Raw genomic sequence first — 16498 nt, forward strand, 5'->3', positions numbered from 1 at the left:
GCTGTTGTTCCGAGCCGCCACGGGGACGACCACGTCCCTCCCGTGCGGTGGTCGGCCACCCACTGACAGTGCTCGGTCCCGAGATCCGGTCACAAGCGCGATTCGACTGACTACGCACGGGAAGGCGGGCAGTCTATTCCCGGGCAGCGTGTCCGAACTCACGGTGTGGCGTGCAGCTCACTTCGGATACGATCACGAGATCGATCAAGCTCCGGTCAGCCCGAAATCGGTTGCTCTCAGCACTGTGCGAGGGTTGCTATATGACGGAGGGTGATCGCGGCCGCGCCTTACTGGATCGGGTTACCGAGGGGATCCCGAGTCAGGATTTGCCGCTGACCCATATCGCGGAACTGCCGGATCGCCCCGAACACACGGCCAGCTGGCCGAGTTGGGTTCCGCCCGCCCTCACCGACGCGCTGGGCCGCAGTGGTGTCCCCCGGCCGTGGATCCATCAACATGCTGCGGCCGAAGCCGCGTGGGCAGGCGACAACGTCGTGGTAGCCACCGGAACGGCGTCCGGGAAATCCCTGGCCTATCAGTTGCCCGTGGTGTCCCGACTGCTCGAGGACACCAAGGCGACCGCGCTCTACCTCGCGCCGACCAAGGCCCTCGGCTCCGACCAACTTCGCGCGGTACGGGCGCTGGGCTTCGATGAGATCGCCGCCGCCCGCTACGACGGCGACACCGCACAGGTCGAACGGGACTGGGCACGGGCGCATGCACGCTGGTTGTTCACCAACCCCGACATGCTGCACCGAGGGGTCCTTCCGCAGCATGAACGCTGGGCGCGGATGTTCCGGCGACTCCGCTACATCGTGGTGGACGAGTGCCACGCGTATCGCGGCCTGTTCGGCTCACACGTCTCGCTACTGCTCCGGCGGTTGCGGCGGGTGGCCCGTCACTACGGCGCCGACCCGGTGTTTATCCTGGCCTCGGCCACCGTGGCCGAACCGGAGCTCTTCGCCGCCCGGCTCACCGGCACGGACTGCGTCGCGGTGACGACGGACGGGTCTCCGCGCGGCGGGCGGACCGTCGCACTATGGGAACCGCCGCTGCTCACCGAGATCACCGGCGAGCACGGGGCTCCCATCCGCCGCTCGGCGGGAACCGAGGCCGCCGGGATACTGGCCGACCTGGTTCTGCAGGGTGCCCGGACGCTCGCGTTCGTCCGGTCCAGACGCGGAGCCGAGACCACCGCGTTGCAGGCCCGGCGAATCGTCGCCGAGGTGGACCCGACCGCCGCAGGACGAATCGCCGCCTATCGGGCCGGATATCTGGCCGAGGACCGCCGCGAGCTGGAACGATCGTTGTCCGCTGGCGAACTCCTGGGAGTCGCCACCACCAACGCGCTCGAACTGGGCATCGACATCAGCGGACTCGATGCGGTGGTGATCGCGGGCTATCCGGGAACGCTGGCCTCGTTCTGGCAGCAGGCGGGCCGTGCGGGCAGGCAGGGCAACGGCGCGCTGGTCGTCTACGTCGCCAGGGACGATCCGATGGACACCTACCTCGTCCACCATCCAGCAGCGCTGCTGAGCAGGCCGGTGGAGGCGGCGGTCGTCGACCCGGCGAATCCGTATGTCGCTCGGCCACAACTCGCCTGTGCGGCGGCCGAACTGCCGCTGACCGACGACTGCCCCACCGAGCTGGTGGGCGCCAGCGGCCCAGAGATCGTGGCAGGTCTGGTGTCCGATGGGCTGCTCCGACGCCGACGTACCGGCTGGTATTGGACGGACCGGCGTCGGCCGCACCATGAGGTGGACATCCGAGGGGCGGGCGGCGAGCAGGTGGTGGTGGTCGAGGGTGACACCGCCCGACTGCTGGGCACCGTTGACCCGATCGCGGCCTGTCACACCGTGCATCCCGGTGCGGTCTACCTGCACCAAGGCGAGTCGTTCGTGGTGGACGAACTCAACCTCGCCGACGGCGTCGCCCTGGTACACGCCGAGGATCCGGATTGGACGACCTCCGCACGCGAGACGGTCGACATCACGGTGGTGCGAGAACTGGATCGCCACGCGTATCCGGGCGGGGTGACCGCCTGTCTCGGCGAGGTCGATGTTGTCTCGCAGGTGGTCGGTTACCTCCGACGAAGCCCCAGCGGCCAGGTGTTGGACCAGGTTGCGCTGGACCTACCCGAGCACCGGCTACGTACCCGGGCCGTCTGGTACTCGATCCGCGATGACCTCTTGCACGGCAACGCGCCGGGGGGCGCCCGACTGGATCAGGCGCGCACTCCCGGCGCGTTGCACGCAGCCGAGCACGCGGCGATCGGCCTCCTGCCGTTGTTCGCCACTTGCGACCGCTGGGACATCGGCGGCGTATCGACCGCCTTCCACGAACACACCGGTGAAGCAACGGTGCTCGTGTACGACGGACACCCGGGTGGAGCCGGGTTCGCCGATCGCGGGTTCGCCGCGCTGATCCCATGGCTGGCCGCCACGCGGGAGGCGATCTCAGCCTGTGCGTGCCCGGCCGGTTGCCCGTCCTGCGTTCAGTCGCCCAAGTGTGGAAACGGCAACGAACCGCTGGACAAGGCCGGCTCTCTCTTGGTTCTCGATGCGGTGCTCTCGGTCATGGGCGGGTCGGATAGAGCAGCTATCGCGGAAGGTGCGATCGTCGAACACTCGATCACCGAGCAGATCGTCGATCCGCTGGTGAGCAGACCGAACCCCGTGGCTCAGCGGTCGGCGCCGACCAAGCCGTCCTGATCCTCGAGTACGGGGTCGAGCCCGAGGGCGACCTCGGCGACGATCGCCTGCACCTCGTCGGAGGGCAGCAGGTTCCAGTCACACGTCTCGGGCTTCACTCGCCAGTGGACGACGCCGTGGGTCAGCGGCGACGGCGCCAACGGAACCCAGCTGTCCGCTGCGTGCAGGAGGATGCCCTCGCGCTCCGCGAGTTCGCTGTGCATCGGTGCGCCGGACTCGACGAGGAACAACCAGCGGCCGTCGGGGGTCGCCAGAGTCGGCACCAGCCTGCCCGTCCGACGAAGCGCCCCGGCCACCGCCCGGCCGAGTTCTGCGTCGACCTCGATCACGTCGATGCCGAGGCCGGTGGCGAGCAGCAGGCTGTAGGGCCTGGCAGCCCACCAGGACATGTTGTCGGTCAGCGTCGCGGGAAGCTGCGCACGCCAGTCCTCGCGCACCGGAACCGGTCCGTGCTCGGCGTGGCCGGTGCGGCCGACCCACTGGTTGCCTGCAGGCAGGGAGTCGTCCAGGTACGTGCCGGGGAAGACCGGCCAAGCCCGCCCTGCCAGCCCGATCGCCTCCGCACGCAGCTCGATCCGAAAGGCATCTCGCCAACTAGCCGACCAGTCCATCTCTCGCACCTTCCGTGGTGTTGTTGTCCGCACCATGCCCTGCCCACTACTCAACGACACAAGATGTGCTCAACAGAATGGCTCGTCGGTGACTGGTATGCAGTACACGGCGAACGCATTACGGCGATCAGGCGCCCCGAATGGGCCCGCTTATCCCGAAAAGGATCGCTGCCGAGGTAAGGCGGACGAACGAACCGCTTATCGCTGACCGACGACCATTCATCGCGTTCGACGGCCCGGCCACCTACGTTGCGCTACTCATTCGATGACGTCCGTCTCGACGCCTGATGTTCGGGGCGTCGACGAATGTCATCGCCAACCCGCGCGTGCGCTTGCCGTGACGATACCGGTGTACGGCAACGGCCCGGTCACATCACAACGCACCTCGATGACGGCATCGACGCCCGTCGTTCGGCACTGCGTCAGTTGGACGGCCATCCGATCGGTGATCCGCCGAGCGCGAGCACAGGCGGCTGTTTCACCGGCAGCCCAATGCCCCGCCGCCGCGAGGGCGGCCAGATCGGCGGCGCCCTCGGCCCGATGCCGGGTGAGGACCGTCGCGCCGAGCTGAACACCGAAGAGGATCGTCGCGAACATCGCCGCCAACATGGTGATGGCCAGTGGAGTGGCGACCCCGCGATCGTCCTCATCCTCGGTCTCCTCGACCCGCTCCGGTGGTATCGGGGTCATCGGCATTCACCTCTTCGGCCGGGCCGGCCGTCGTCTCGCTGTTCAGTGCGGCCGCGCCGGTGGGGTTCGTCGTGCGATCCGAGGCCGTCACACCGTTGCCGTTGCGAGCGTCGGCTCCGGTGTCCTCGACTGCTCCATTGCCGCTGTCTGTTCCGTCGGCCCCGCTCGCTCCAGTGCCCCCGCCCGCTCCGCTGTCCTCGGCGGCTCCGCTGCCCTCGTCTGCACCCGCTCCGCCGCCGTTGTTCTCAGCGTTGACCGGTTTTCCGGCATCGAATGGCTCGTCACTCGGGCCGCCCTCGTGGGAATCGGGGGACGGTCCGGCGGCGTCGGCCGGACCCGCATCCGCGAGCCCTGGCTCGGCCATCGCCCAGGCGGTGCTGCTCAACCGGATACCGGGCAGCATGGACAGTGGTACGGCCACCGTCACGGTTAATTCGGCACCGGCGACCGACAGGTCCATGTCGGCCCCCGTCCCAGCGATACGCCGCACCGCCTCGGCGGCCGAATCGTCGGCGCCCCGGGCGTACAGCCGAGCCGCCTCGGTTGCGGCGTCCAGACAGCGGATCTGCGTGGTGACCGCCAGCCCCGAACCCAGGCCGAGCATCAACACGGCCAGGAGCGAACAGATCGCGAAGGCAGCCTCGATGGTCACACCACCCTGATCGTCGGCATCGATCAGGGCCGATCTGTACGCTGCGGAACGCAAGGTGTGGAGACCGACCATCAGAAATCCACCGTCAGGGCACGTTGAATCATCTCGGTCAGTGCGGACAGCACGCCGTCGCCCGTCAACACGGTGTAGAGCAGCGCACCGAGTGCGGCCGCAGCAACGGTACCGATCGCATATTCGGCTGTACTCATTCCCGCATCGGAGTCGACCAACAGCCGGAGTCGTCGTACTGCGGGTTTCAGCTGTGCTCGTTCTCGATGTCGACCACCTGCCGACGGACCGGGCTCGCCGATCCAATGCGAGGCATGCCAGGAAGGCAGTGGTTCCGATTTCCGCGACGTCAGTCTGCGGGCCGAGGCGAAAACCTCGGACATTGCCGCCGAGAATCCTCGAACGGACATCGCGTTATCTCCATTCAACTCAGCATGTGCTCGAGAGACGGGTTGGCTTCGTTCTCGGCGACGGGATTCGTGATCTGTCACCATGTTTCGAGCAACTCGGTGCCCAAGCCCACAACCGTGGGAAGAACGCCTAGGCAGAGGAAAGCCGGCAGGAAACACAGGCCCAATGGACCGGTGACCAAGACCCCCGCGCGTTGCGTTCGCGCTTCCAATGCGTCGGCGGCCCCGGTGCGCGCGGACTCGGCGAGCTGCGTGGCCACCCCGACCAGCGCGCTGCCCGATTGCGCGCTATGCCGAACCGCCCGTGCCAGTTGCCTGGTGGGTGGGTGATCGATCGCTGCCTGCCAGGCCGTGTCCGCGTCCTCGCCTGCGCCGAGTAGGTCGGCCACGCGACGTAGGACGCCCTGTGTCGGACCGGTCAGTTCCTCGGCAGCGATCCGGAGTGCGGCCGGAACCGTCGCGCCTGCGCGCAGGGCGGCGGCCAGCACGTCCCAGCCCGCAGCGAGATCCGCGGGTTCCGGTGTAGCACGCGTCGAGTCGAGGTCGGTGCGCTTTCCGAACCACCACATCGCCGCCGAACTCGACACACCGGCCGCCAGCCCCGCAGGCAGACTGATCGACACCGCCACGGCACCGCCGACCAGGAAGGCCGCCAGCGCAGACAATCGCCATTCGCCACGAACTGGTGGTGGCTGCGGATCGCGAGACAGGCAGGCAAGCCTGCTTCGGATCCCGGCGGTGCCCGGAGCGACGAGCAATGCCGCAGCGAGCAGCAAAGACGCGATCACCATGGCGCGGAGCCACCTGCCTCGGTGATCCGTCCGATCCACCACAGTCCCAGGCAGTCGAGTCCGATGCCCACTAGGAGGAGGACGCCACCGAGGCCACCATCGAGCAGGGTCTGAAGTGGTGCCGCGCCCACACCCGCACCCAGTGCGATGCCCAGCAACGGCAGGACCGACAGCACGAGTCCGGTTGCCCGAGGACCCGCCATTCTGGCGTGCAGGCCCTTGGCGAACTTCGCCCGAAACTCGAGGTCCCTTCGGAGCGCATCCAGAACCTCGGCCAACGGCATCCCGTGTTGCTCGGCCGCCGTCCATCCTCGGCTGAGCCGGGCGATGGCCTTGGCAGACGCGGGTTGTTCGGCTGCCGCACTCCTTAACCTGGCAGGCACATCTCCGCCCAAGCGGGACGTGCTCGCCACCGAGTTCAACACCGTCGCCACCGACGGTTCGGCGTCACGAGCCGTGCTGGTGGCGGCCGAGGACGGCGATGCGCCCGCCCGCAGTTGAGCGCTCATCATCCCCAGTGCGTCCGCCCAGCTCTGGATCTCGTCGACGCCGCGTCGCCAACGCCTGCGTGCCAGGACCCGACTCCAGCAGGTCATAGCCACGACCGCTCCCGTCAGCGCTCCCGCCAGCGAGGCGAGCAACCAGCCCGTACCGGCGCCGAGGGAGGCTGCGACCAGCAAACTCGGACCCGGCAGCCTTCGGAGCGAGCTGCGGGGCGCCGCCACCGGCCAGATCGACCGCAGTCGCCAACGCGCGGGGCTACTCGGCCACATCAGCAGGGCCGCGCCCCAAGAGAACAGGAACAGGCTCACCATGGCGGCTGAACTCCTCTCGTGTGCAGGAGCCGGTACAGCGCGGCGCGACCGGGAGCGGCCTCGCCGTCGCGGCGCCACGCATCGACCACCCGGACGTGTTCACCGTCGCGCTCGAGCAATCCGATGGATTCGAGCCGTCTGGAGCCTGCGGGTCCGCGCGCCATGTGCAGCACGACCTGTACCGCAGCCGAGAGTTGGCTGTGTAGTGCCGTGCGGTCGAGCCCACCCAACGCGGCCAATGCCTCCATCCGGGCGGGTACCTCGGCGGGCGAGTTGGCGTGAAGCGTCCCCGCGCCGCCATCGTGGCCGGTGTTGAATGCCGCGAGAAGGTCGCAGATCTCGGACCCACGGACCTCGCCGACGACCAGGCGATCGGGACGCATCCGCAATGCCTGCCGGACGAGGTCGCGCAAGGTGACGGCGCCCGCGCCCTCAACATTCGGTGGCCGCGCCAGCAGGGAGACGAAATGCGGGTGGAGTGGTCGTAGTTCGCCCGCATCCTCGACACAAACGATGCGTTCGGCATCGGGGACCGCACCCAACAACGCGGCCAGCAGGGTGCTCTTCCCGGAGCCGGTGCCACCCACCACCAGGAACGCGAGCCGCGCTGCGATCACCGCCCGCAGCAGTCCCTCCACCTCGGCTGCGAAGGTGCCCATCGCGCCGAGCGTGGCCAAGTCGTGCACGGCGGGCCGGAGGACTCGCAGGGACAGGCAGGTGCCGCAGGCCGCGACCGGCGGGATGACGGCGTGCAGCCGGACGTCGCCGATTCCCAGGTTCGTCGGCAACCAGGCATCGACGAAGGGCTGGGCGTCATCGAGTCGACGACCGGCGGCTACGGCGAGCCGGTGCGCCAAGCGCCGCAGCGCAGCCTCGTCGGCGAACCGGATCGACGACCGGCTCAGTCCCGCGCCGCGATCGACCCATACCTCCGTTGGTCCCGTCACCAGGACGTCGGTCACGTCGGGTTGTCTCAGCAGCCCTTCCAACGGTCCCGCGCCAACCAGTTCGTCCCGAAGCAGCCGCAACGCGTAGAGGACCTCGGTGTCGCCGAGCATCCCGCTCGCCTCGCTGCGCACCGCCTCCGCCACGATCGTGGGAGTGATGACGGTGTCCAGCTCGGCGAGCCGTCGACGAACCCGATCGACAAGCTCGGTATCGATCCGGTTCGGCTGATCCGTTCCGGATGGCGCCGTGTATTGAGCACCGGTAGACGCACGATCGTCGGTGCCGAAGTGGCGCAGCGATCCGGAGTGCGCTTCGAGGTCGCCGCGTGATGGCTGCCGAGTCGGCACGGCCACGGCGGGCGCCGTCATGACGAACTCCTCAGGTCGTTTCGTCGAGCGAGGTCGAGTACGGCGGCCGCGGCCTTGGCCAGTGGCCCATCCGATCGGACCCGGAGACCGCCGTGTTCGAGGGCTGCCGACAACCCCGGTTCCGGTCGCATCGCGGCGGCGATCGGTACGCCGAGCGCGCGATGGACATCAGCGGTGGTGAGGCCGCCCGGCGCGGGCCCTCGGACGACCAGTTGCAGCGGCGGATCGTGAATCCGGAGTCTGGCCAGGAGTGCGGCGCCCGCCGCGCAGGCCCGCACCTCGGCCGGTATCACCATGACGAGCAGGTCCACCTTGGACAGGGTGGCCACCGCGTGGTCGGGCAAGGACCGTGGCAGGTCGCAGACCACGGTGTCGCCCGCCCGATGAGCGGTCGTGACAACCGTGTGGACCGCTTCCGAGGTGGGCTCGCTGCGCCGATCACGGTCGCAGGAAAGGATCGTCACGGTGCCGTTGCCGACGTCTTGACCGGGCAATGCGGCTCGTAGTGTCGCGGCGGCCAGGCGTCCGCCGACCGCGCCGAGACCCGACCAGCGCAGCCCCGACCGTTCCTCGGCGCCGAGCACCAGGTCGAGACCACCGCCGAGCGGATCGCCATCGATCAGCAGGACTCGTTCGGCTCGCTCCGCCGACACCTTCGCCAGAGCGGCCGCGAAGACGGACGCCCCCGCACCGCCCCTGGCGCCAAGCACGGCCAAGACCATGCCTCGGCCCTCTGGTCGCTCGGCGGCATCGGCGAGAGCCTCGACGAGCCGGTCTTCGTCGCGGGGCAGGAGCAGGACCGCGTCGACGCCGAGTGCGACTGCAGCTCGCCACACGTCCTCGCCGGGCGGGCTCGTGCAGACGACCAGCACACCGGCGCGACGCGATAGCCCGGCAACGGCGACATTGTGGAGCTCGACTGCGTCCAACACGATCAGCGTGGCGCTCCGCCATGAGGCTCGGGCGGCCACGACGTCGGCCGGTCGTTCGACTTCGCATTCCGCTGCAGCGGCCATTCGCAACAGCTCGTCCACCAACTCGGCGTCGTGCGCCAACATCAGCACTCGTTCCGTACTCATCTCTCGAACCCCGGTCTCGTCGGCTTCTCGGCGCCGCAACGGATCGGCGACGCCGGTGAGAACCACGGTGACCGGCTTCGGCGCGAATCGCTAAGCATCAAGATCCACATGTGGACAGCCGAGGGCGTTGTGGACAAACCAGAGATCCCAACGAAGAAACACCAGGTCAACACAGGTCAACCCGATTTCGCGCGACCGCGAAGCGCGCGGCGCGGTCGCCGATTTAAGACCGGAGGACCGCTACAGAGGGAACTCATTGGGATGAACCGAAGCTCGGTTACGAGGACGCAGGCGCCCGGTAACCGCAGGCACCGTCCGACGGCTGCCGCTACGAATCGAGGGAATCGCCCACCCCGGAAATGGGGCGGCCCCCGCCGGGGGGAGGGGCGGGGGCCGCGCGAAGTTCAGCTCCGGGGGGTTGAGCTGAACCCGTCCGGCTTGGCCGGACAGCTATTACTGTACTTCTCACGGCCACTTTCGTGTGACTCCATCACGAACTCATCGCGGCTTCCCTCAGCTCACCGAAACCGCCTCGAAGCAGAGCGTCGAGCAAGGGCGCCGGGTGGCGTCCACCGCGCTCCGGCGGAGCCCGAGTGCCCCCCGGAGGCCGCTTATGCTGACGATGTGACGGCTCAGAACACGGTCGATCGGCGTGATGCTCCAACACGGGTCGCAGCCTTCTTCGACCTGGACAAAACGGTGATCGCGAAGTCGAACACCCTCGCCTTCAGCAGACCGTTCTTCCAGCAGGGGCTGATCAACAGGCGGGCGGTGCTGAAGTCCACCTATGCCCAGTTCCTGATGCTGGCGGGCGCGGACGAGGACCAGCTGGATCGGATGCGGGCGCACATCACCTCGCTGTGTGCGGGCTGGGACGCCGCCCAGGTTCGCGCGATCGTGGAGGAGACGCTGCACGATGTCGTCGATCCGCTGGTCTACAAGGAGGCGACGCAGCTGATCGCCAACCATCGAGATCAGGGACACGAGGTCGTGCTGGTGTCCGCCTCCGGCGAGGAGGTCGTCGAGCCGATCGCCAGGATGCTCGATGTCTCGATCTTCGCGGGCACCCGGATGGCCATCGCGGACGGCCTCTACACCGGTGAGCTGGACTTCTACTGTCATGGCGAGCAGAAGGCCGCCGCGCTGACCGCACTCGCGGAGCGCAACGGCTACCGGCTGGAGGACTCGCACGCGTATTCGGATTCGATCAACGATCTGCCCTTCCTGGAGGCGGTCGGCCACCCGACAGCCGTGAATCCCGACCGCGCGCTGCGCAAGGAGATCGTGCAACGCGGCTGGCCGATGCTGACGTTCGATCACACAACGTCACTGCGCGGCCGGATCCCCACTCCATCGAGCACGACCGTCACGGCGGCAGCGGCAGTCGGGCTCAGCGCGGTCGCCGCCGCAGGAGTGGCCTGGTACGGCAGGCGCCGATTCCGGCAACGGCGCAATCGTTAGTCACCTTCGCCCGCCTACCCGAGCGGTACCGCAAAGCGCGGAATCCCACCAGTCGTCCGCATCGAACGCCAGCGCCCTTTCGAGTGATTAGACCACCTTTTACCGGCACCTTTATTGCGGAGGGTGCCTGAACCGGTGCACCCGATCGAGCACCTTGCTGTGACCGGCGACACGGACTACAAAGGGTGGTGCGGACCTTCATACGGCCAGGGACGACGCGGAAGAGAAGCGGCGTTCCCCCTGTTAGAAGCTCCGTATGCGAATACCAGGACACCCACGCTCAGCACGCCGCGGAGGCTTTCGTCGACCAGGGACTGCGCCAGGACGCTGGACGCCTAGCCCCGAAAGTACGACATTTGTTGCACGCTTGGTAACCAGGATATTCGCATCGGCCGAGGGCGCCCTCTTCACAAGAAGCGGGCGCCTTCGCCCATGTTCGGCACCGGGCCGTCGAACGACCGCCGCCAACACAACGCAGCAGATTTCGCACTCTGGGTCAACATACGTGTACTGATCGTTGACCCTTCGTGTGACTCGTGGGTACTTTGCAGAGACTTCCGGTAAGTCGTCGGGTGGTCCCATCCCCACTCGGATGGGCAGGCCGGACTGCCGAGGGAGACCGTGATGCCGAAGCTTCGCAGAGTTCATCTGCTCGCCGCCGCCGCGATCACCACCGCTGTGGTGATCGGCTCAAGCACTCTCGGGCCCACCAGACCCGGCGTCGAGGAAGATCAGCCGGAGGAGCAACCCGCGGCCACCCAATCGGACGAAGACCAGATGAACGCCTGGATCGACGAGACGCTCGGCGGAATGAGTCTGGAGGAGAAGGTCGGCCAGATCTTCGTCACCTACGCCCACGGGCCGACCGCCGACGGCGCGCATCCCGACAACGTCACCGAGTTCGGTGTCGAGACGCCCGCAGAGGTCGTGCAGCGTTACCACCTCGGTGGCGTGGTCTATTTCAACTGGTCCGACAGCTTCGAGAACCCGGTTCAAGTCGCCGAGCTGTCCAATGGTCTTCAGGAGGCCGCGCTCTCCTCCGGTGCCGAGATACCGCTGGTGATCTCCACCGACCAGGAACAGGGCGTTGTCACCCGCTTCGGTGAACCCGCCACACAGTTCCCCGGCAATATGGCGCTGGGCGCAGGCCGCAGTGCCGACGACGCGCGCGAGGCCGCCGCGATCACCGGTCAGGAACTCCGGGCGGTCGGCATCAATCAGGACTACGCCCCGGTGGCCGATGTGAACGTCGACCCGGCCAACCCGGTGATCGGTGTTCGGTCCTTCTCCCAGGACCCGGCACTGGTCTCTCAACTGGTCACGGCGCAGGTAGAGGGTTATCAGGACTCGGCGGGTCGGGAGCAGACGGTCTCCTCGGCCATCAAGCATTTTCCCGGGCATGGCGATACGAACCAGGACAGTCACGAATCGTTGCCGACCATCGACCACACCCTCGAGGAATGGCGCGAGCTCGACGCCCCGCCGTTCGCCGCCGCGATCGAGGCGGGCGCCGACGTCGTGATGACCGGCCACCTCTTGACCCCCGAGCTCGACGACTCGGGGATGCCCGCGACGCTCTCGCCGGACATCCTGACCGGCCTGCTGCGAGGGGAGCTTGGTTTCGAGGGCGTCATCAGCACCGACTCGCTGCAGATGGAGGGCGTCCGGGAACAGCACGACGACGCCCGCATCCCGGTGCTCGCGCTGCAGGCGGGCGTCGACCAGCTGTTGATGCCGCAGGATCTCGGTGTCGCCGTCGAAGCGGTCATCGAGGCCGTGCACTCCGGTGAGCTCACCGAGGAACGCATCGAGGAGAGCGTCCGTCGGGTCCTGAAGCTGAAGTGGAATCGCGGAATCATCAGCACCCCGCTTGTGGACGTCGCCCGGGTCGATGAGTTGGTCGGCAACGACGAGCATCTGGCGACGGCACAGTCGATCACCGACCGCACGACGGTCGCGCTGCGCAACGACTCGGACCTCCTTCCGATGGAGACCCCCGAATCGGTGCTGGTCACCGGCCCCGATGCCAGCGCGTTGTCCGCTCTGGCGGGCTCACTGGCCGAACGCGGAGTCGAGGTCCAACAGCTGCCGACGACGACCTCGCCGAGTGAGACCGAGATCGAGGAGGCGGTCGACAGCGCCGCCGATCACGACCTGGCCATCGCGCTGACCAATGCGGCCTGGAACGAGAGCAAGTCCGGCCAGCTCGATCTGGTGCGCAGCCTGGCCGAGTCCGAGGTTCCGCTCGTCGCGGTCGCCACCCGCGATCCCTATGACGCCGCCTACGTCGACGAGGCGACCACCTGGTTGGCCACGCATTCGATCGGCAGGCAGGCGATGGAGTCGCTAACCAAGGTCGTGCTCGGCGAGATCGCGCCCGTCGGCGAATTGGCCGTGACCGTGCCGGATCCCGAGAACCCCGACACCGATCGTTATCCGTTCGGACACGGCTTGACCTGGTCGGTTCCGGAATGAGTCGAGGCGATCGCGGATCAATCGGAACGACTTCACTGGCCAGACGCGGCTTCCTGACTGCGGCAGCGCTCGCGGGGTCGGCCATCGCCGTCGGTCCGGCCTCGGCGACGGCGAGTGTCCCTCGGCCGCAGACGTCGAGCCGACAGGGTGGTGGTGTCCGGGTCGGCGCGCAGGTGAGCGCGGAGGCGGGCTGGCGGGAGCTGGCCGGGCATCGGGTCGGCATCCTGACGAATCCGACCGGGGTGCTGCCGGAGTTGACCCACGTGGTCGACGCGGTGGTAGCCGACGGCTCAGTGGACCTGGTCGCAGCGTTCGGCCCGGAGCACGGTTTCCGGGGGACCGCCCAGGCCGGCGGTTCCGAGGGTGATTACACCGACCCGCGAACCGGCGTGCCGGTGTACGACATCTACGGCAGCACCGCCGACGAGATCGCCGCGATGTATCGACAGGCTGGCGTTGACCTGGTGGTCTTCGACATCGCCGATGTGGGTGCGCGTTTCTACACCTACATCTGGGCGATGTACACGGCGATGCACGCCGCCGCGATCGCGGACATCGGATTCCTGGTGCTGGATCGGCCCAATCCGCTCGGCGGCGCTTCGGCTGGTCCGCAACTCGATCCGGCCTTCTCCTCCGGGGTGGGTCGCAAGCCGATCGTCGCCCAACACGGCATGACGGTCGGTGAGCTGGCCCGGCTATTCGACGCCGAGTTCCTGCCCGAGGATGCGGGTCGTGGGGTAGCCGAGCTGCAGATCGTGCAGACGCAGGGCTGGGAACGCAGCCAGCTCTTCGGGGCTACCGGCCTGCCCTGGGTCCCGCCGAGCCCCAACGTCCCCACCGCCGACACGGCACACGTCTATCCCGGTACCTGTCTCTTCGAAGGCACGGTCTTCTCGGAGGGCCGGGGCACCACCCGACCGTTCGAGACGATCGGCGCTCCCGGCGTGGACTGGCGCTGGGCCGAACGTCTCAACGAGGCGGCGCTGCCGGGCGTGCGTTTTCGGGAGACGTACTTCGTCCCGTCCTTCGGCAAGCACGAGGGTGCGGACTGCGGCGGTGTGCAACTGCACGTGACCTCCACGGCGGATTTCGAACCGCTGCGCACCGGACTATGGATGCTGGCCACCGCCCGTGAGCTGTATCCGGAGCAATGGGGTTGGCGTCCCGACCATTTCATCGATCTCCTTGCCGGGTCGGATCGGCTCCGCACCATGCTCGACGCGGGCGCGAGTCCGCAGGAGATCAACGATTCCTGGACTCCCGAACTCGAGGCGTTCCGTGTCCGCCGCGAGCCCTACCTCCTGTATCGATGAGGTGTTCATGCGCGTCCTACCCGCGGTCCTGGTATCGGCGGCAGTACTGGCCACGGGGGTCGTTCCGGCGGCCATCGCCGAGCCGACGAACCTGTCGATGACCTGGCAGACGACACCGAGCTGCGACGGGCTCCGGCCGGGCACGCCTTCGGAGGCCGGGCTCGATGCGGAGCCGATCGAGGAAGCGCTGCGCACGGTGCGCGGGTTCACCGAGGCATCCGGGTCACAGCGCCCGCTGTATCCGGGTGCCGTGGTCACTCTGGCGCATCAGGGAATCGTGACGACCAGCGAGGCGACCGGGCATGCGCTGCGCTATGCGGACGGCGAGGGCACCGAGTTGCCCGCAGACGAACAGGTCCCTACCAGCACCGATACGATCTTCGACCTGGCTTCGCTGTCGAAACTCTTCACGTCGATCGTGGCGATGCAGCAGGTGGAGGAGGGCCGGATCCGACTCGATCGGCCGGTCGCGGAGTATCTTCCCGAGTTCGCCGCCAACGGCAAGGAATCCGTCACCGTTCGCCAATTGCTGACTCACACGTCGGGTCTGCCACCGTTTCTGTTGCTGTGGCGGGATTGGCCGGATGTGCCGAGTCGGATTCACGCCAGTCTGACCGCGGACTTGCAGGCAGAACCCGGCAGCGCCTACATCTACTCGGATCTGAACATGATCGCGCTCGCCGAACTACTGGAACGGGTCACCGGCCGGTCGTTGCCGGAGCTGGTGCGAACGGGGATCACCGGGCCGCTGGGGATGGCCGACACCGGATATCTGCCCGGACCGGAACTACTGCCGAGGGTCGCGGCCACCGAGTTCCAGACCGAGCCCGCCCGAGGCATGGTGCGCGGCGAAGTGCACGACGAGAATGCGTGGTCGCTCGGCGGGGTCGCAGGCCATGCGGGAATCTTCGGCACGGCGCACGACCTGGCGATACTCGGCCAGACGATCCTGAACCAGGGCTGTTACGACGGTAGGCGAATCCTGCGGTCCGCCACCGTGCGTCAGATGCTGACCAACCAGAATCCCGACTTCCCGGAAAACCCGAGGGGGCTGGGCTTCGAGCTGAATCAATCGTTCTACATGGGCGAGTTGGCGGGGCCGGCCACGGCAGGCCATACCGGGTACACCGGCACCTCGCTGGTGATCGACCCGGCGAGCGGCTCCATCGCCGTGTTGTTGACCAACCGCGTTCATCCGTCCCGCGATTGGGGTTCGCCCAATCCCGCCAGGGTCGCGGTGGCCGATGGTCTCGCGGACGCGATTCGGCCTCGATCGACCTAACGCATCACGAACGACGATGGGGACCACCGCGTTCGGTGGTCCCCATCCTTGTTCGTTCCACCGCAGTCGAAATCGACGGTCGATCAGCCGCGCGGCGCCACCAGCGAGCACAGTTCCGCGACGTGGGCCCCGAGCCGCTTCTTGTCCGAGGGCGCCAGGGTGAACCATCGCCTGCCATCCGAACCGATCTTCTGCTGCAGGAAGAATCGGCCGGTCACGTTGTCCATGAAGTCGACCCGGTACTCGGACTTGCGCACCCGTCCGCTGAGCGGATCGAAGCTGCGCGCGGTGAACTCACCGGCCCGCTTGCGCTCGGCCGAGAGCACCTCGGCGAGGAACTCGGCATCGACTCCACGCAGCCCCACGCTCTCGAACGCGTTGCGCAGTTGCTCCGGTGACCTGGCCCCACTGCCCGCCGCCTGCTCGATCTGTTCGGCGGGATGGCTGATCGAGTGACCCCGTCCAGCCGGGTGTTCGGGCAGCAGGCCGACGGCCGCGAAGGCGAGTCCGGTTGGCCGGGTCGGTTCCAGGGCCAGCGAGAGCTCGGTCCTCGGTTTGCTTGGCGGGGCCTCCACCTTGGCCAATACGGCGAAATCACCATTGGCTGCGGCGACAGCATCGAGACTGGTCTCACGGTCGAGCATCATCGTCGCCCACACCGCGAGCGCCGGTCGGGCCAGCGTGTGGAAGGTCTCGTCGAGGAAACGATCCAACTCGCCGTGCACCACCAGCCCCTGCGACTCCAGGTCCCGCCACGTTCGCTGGTGCAGCATCCGCCGCTCGTCCTCGGTCTCACCGAAGCCGATCGGTTTGAGTACCGAGGGCAGCTTCAGGTTCAACCGAGTACAGATCGTGTCGACCGCCAAGGCGGGCAACACGATCC

14 protein-coding genes are annotated in these 16498 nt (G+C 67.7%); 5 read left to right on the top strand and 9 right to left on the bottom strand.

The genetic code is table 11. The features are described 5' to 3' along the window. The first annotated feature begins 260 nt into the window (after positions 1 to 260). Positions 261 to 2711, top strand: a complete 2451-nt coding sequence (locus BKA25_RS25735; RefSeq protein ID WP_084642398.1) for a DNA 3'-5' helicase SftH — start codon at positions 261 to 263, stop codon at positions 2709 to 2711. On the opposite strand, the gene BKA25_RS25740 is transcribed toward BKA25_RS25735, so the two are convergent. The 8 genes from BKA25_RS25740 to ssd form a co-directional block, all read right to left on the bottom strand. After that, positions 2681 to 3322, bottom strand: coding sequence for a bifunctional DNA primase/polymerase (locus BKA25_RS25740; protein ID WP_084642396.1), 642 nt, complete (start codon positions 3320 to 3322; stop codon positions 2681 to 2683). The genes BKA25_RS25735 and BKA25_RS25740 overlap by 31 nt on opposite strands. A 309-nt stretch (positions 3323 to 3631) precedes the next feature. After that, positions 3632 to 4012: an Rv3654c family TadE-like protein gene (locus tag BKA25_RS25745; protein ID WP_069845998.1), complete on the bottom strand. Its 381-nt coding sequence runs from the start codon at positions 4010 to 4012 to the stop codon at positions 3632 to 3634. Further along, complete coding sequence (locus BKA25_RS25750) at positions 3969 to 4664, bottom strand: TadE family type IV pilus minor pilin (RefSeq protein ID WP_184285105.1); 696 nt, start codon at positions 4662 to 4664, stop codon at positions 3969 to 3971. The genes BKA25_RS25745 and BKA25_RS25750 overlap by 44 nt, the downstream gene beginning before the upstream one ends. Before the next feature lie 71 nt (positions 4665 to 4735). Beyond that, positions 4736 to 5056 carry a DUF4244 domain-containing protein gene (locus BKA25_RS28540; protein WP_084642395.1) on the bottom strand — a complete coding sequence of 107 codons (321 nt, stop codon included), beginning with the start codon at positions 5054 to 5056 and terminating at the stop codon, positions 4736 to 4738. Between the two features lie 104 nt (positions 5057 to 5160). After that, a complete protein-coding gene (locus tag BKA25_RS25760; RefSeq protein WP_236750448.1) occupies positions 5161 to 5874 on the bottom strand; it encodes a type II secretion system F family protein in 714 nt (237 codons plus the stop codon). Next, complete coding sequence (locus BKA25_RS25765) at positions 5868 to 6689, bottom strand: type II secretion system F family protein (protein ID WP_069845995.1); 822 nt, start codon at positions 6687 to 6689, stop codon at positions 5868 to 5870. Before BKA25_RS25765 ends, BKA25_RS25760 begins: the two co-directional genes overlap by 7 nt. Next, positions 6683 to 7852 carry a TadA family conjugal transfer-associated ATPase gene (locus BKA25_RS25770; protein WP_069853161.1) on the bottom strand — a complete coding sequence of 390 codons (1170 nt, stop codon included), beginning with the start codon at positions 7850 to 7852 and terminating at the stop codon, positions 6683 to 6685. The genes BKA25_RS25765 and BKA25_RS25770 overlap by 7 nt, the downstream gene beginning before the upstream one ends. A gap of 149 nt (positions 7853 to 8001) precedes the next feature. Beyond that, positions 8002 to 9084 carry a septum site-determining protein Ssd gene (ssd, locus tag BKA25_RS25775; protein ID WP_069853160.1) on the bottom strand — a complete coding sequence of 361 codons (1083 nt, stop codon included), beginning with the start codon at positions 9082 to 9084 and terminating at the stop codon, positions 8002 to 8004. A 624-nt stretch (positions 9085 to 9708) separates the two neighbouring features. Here ssd and BKA25_RS25780 point away from each other — a divergent pair. From BKA25_RS25780 to BKA25_RS25795, 4 genes are all read left to right on the top strand, one after another. Then, on the top strand, positions 9709 to 10545 hold the full coding sequence (locus tag BKA25_RS25780) for an HAD-IB family hydrolase (RefSeq protein ID WP_069845993.1): 837 nt from the start codon (positions 9709 to 9711) through the stop codon (positions 10543 to 10545). Between the two features lie 624 nt (positions 10546 to 11169). Next, positions 11170 to 13020, top strand: a complete 1851-nt coding sequence (locus BKA25_RS25785) for a glycoside hydrolase family 3 protein (RefSeq protein WP_084642390.1) — start codon at positions 11170 to 11172, stop codon at positions 13018 to 13020. Next, on the top strand, positions 13017 to 14333 hold the full coding sequence (locus tag BKA25_RS25790) for an exo-beta-N-acetylmuramidase NamZ family protein (protein WP_069845991.1): 1317 nt from the start codon (positions 13017 to 13019) through the stop codon (positions 14331 to 14333). Before BKA25_RS25785 ends, BKA25_RS25790 begins: the two co-directional genes overlap by 4 nt. Positions 14334 to 14340: 7 nt before the next feature. Continuing rightward, positions 14341 to 15615 (top strand): serine hydrolase domain-containing protein, encoded by a 1275-nt coding sequence (locus tag BKA25_RS25795; protein WP_084643519.1) that lies wholly within the window; start codon positions 14341 to 14343, stop codon positions 15613 to 15615. 83 nt (positions 15616 to 15698) lie between these two features. On the opposite strand, the gene BKA25_RS25800 is transcribed toward BKA25_RS25795, so the two are convergent. Further along, entirely contained in the window at positions 15699 to 16493 is a 795-nt protein-coding gene (locus BKA25_RS25800) for an ESX secretion-associated protein EspG (RefSeq protein ID WP_172803714.1), read from the bottom strand. Positions 16494 to 16498 lie beyond the last annotated feature (5 nt).

The sequence above is a fragment of the Actinoalloteichus hymeniacidonis genome (genome assembly GCF_014203365.1).
GTDB lineage: Bacteria > Actinomycetota > Actinomycetes > Mycobacteriales > Pseudonocardiaceae > Actinoalloteichus_A > Actinoalloteichus_A hymeniacidonis.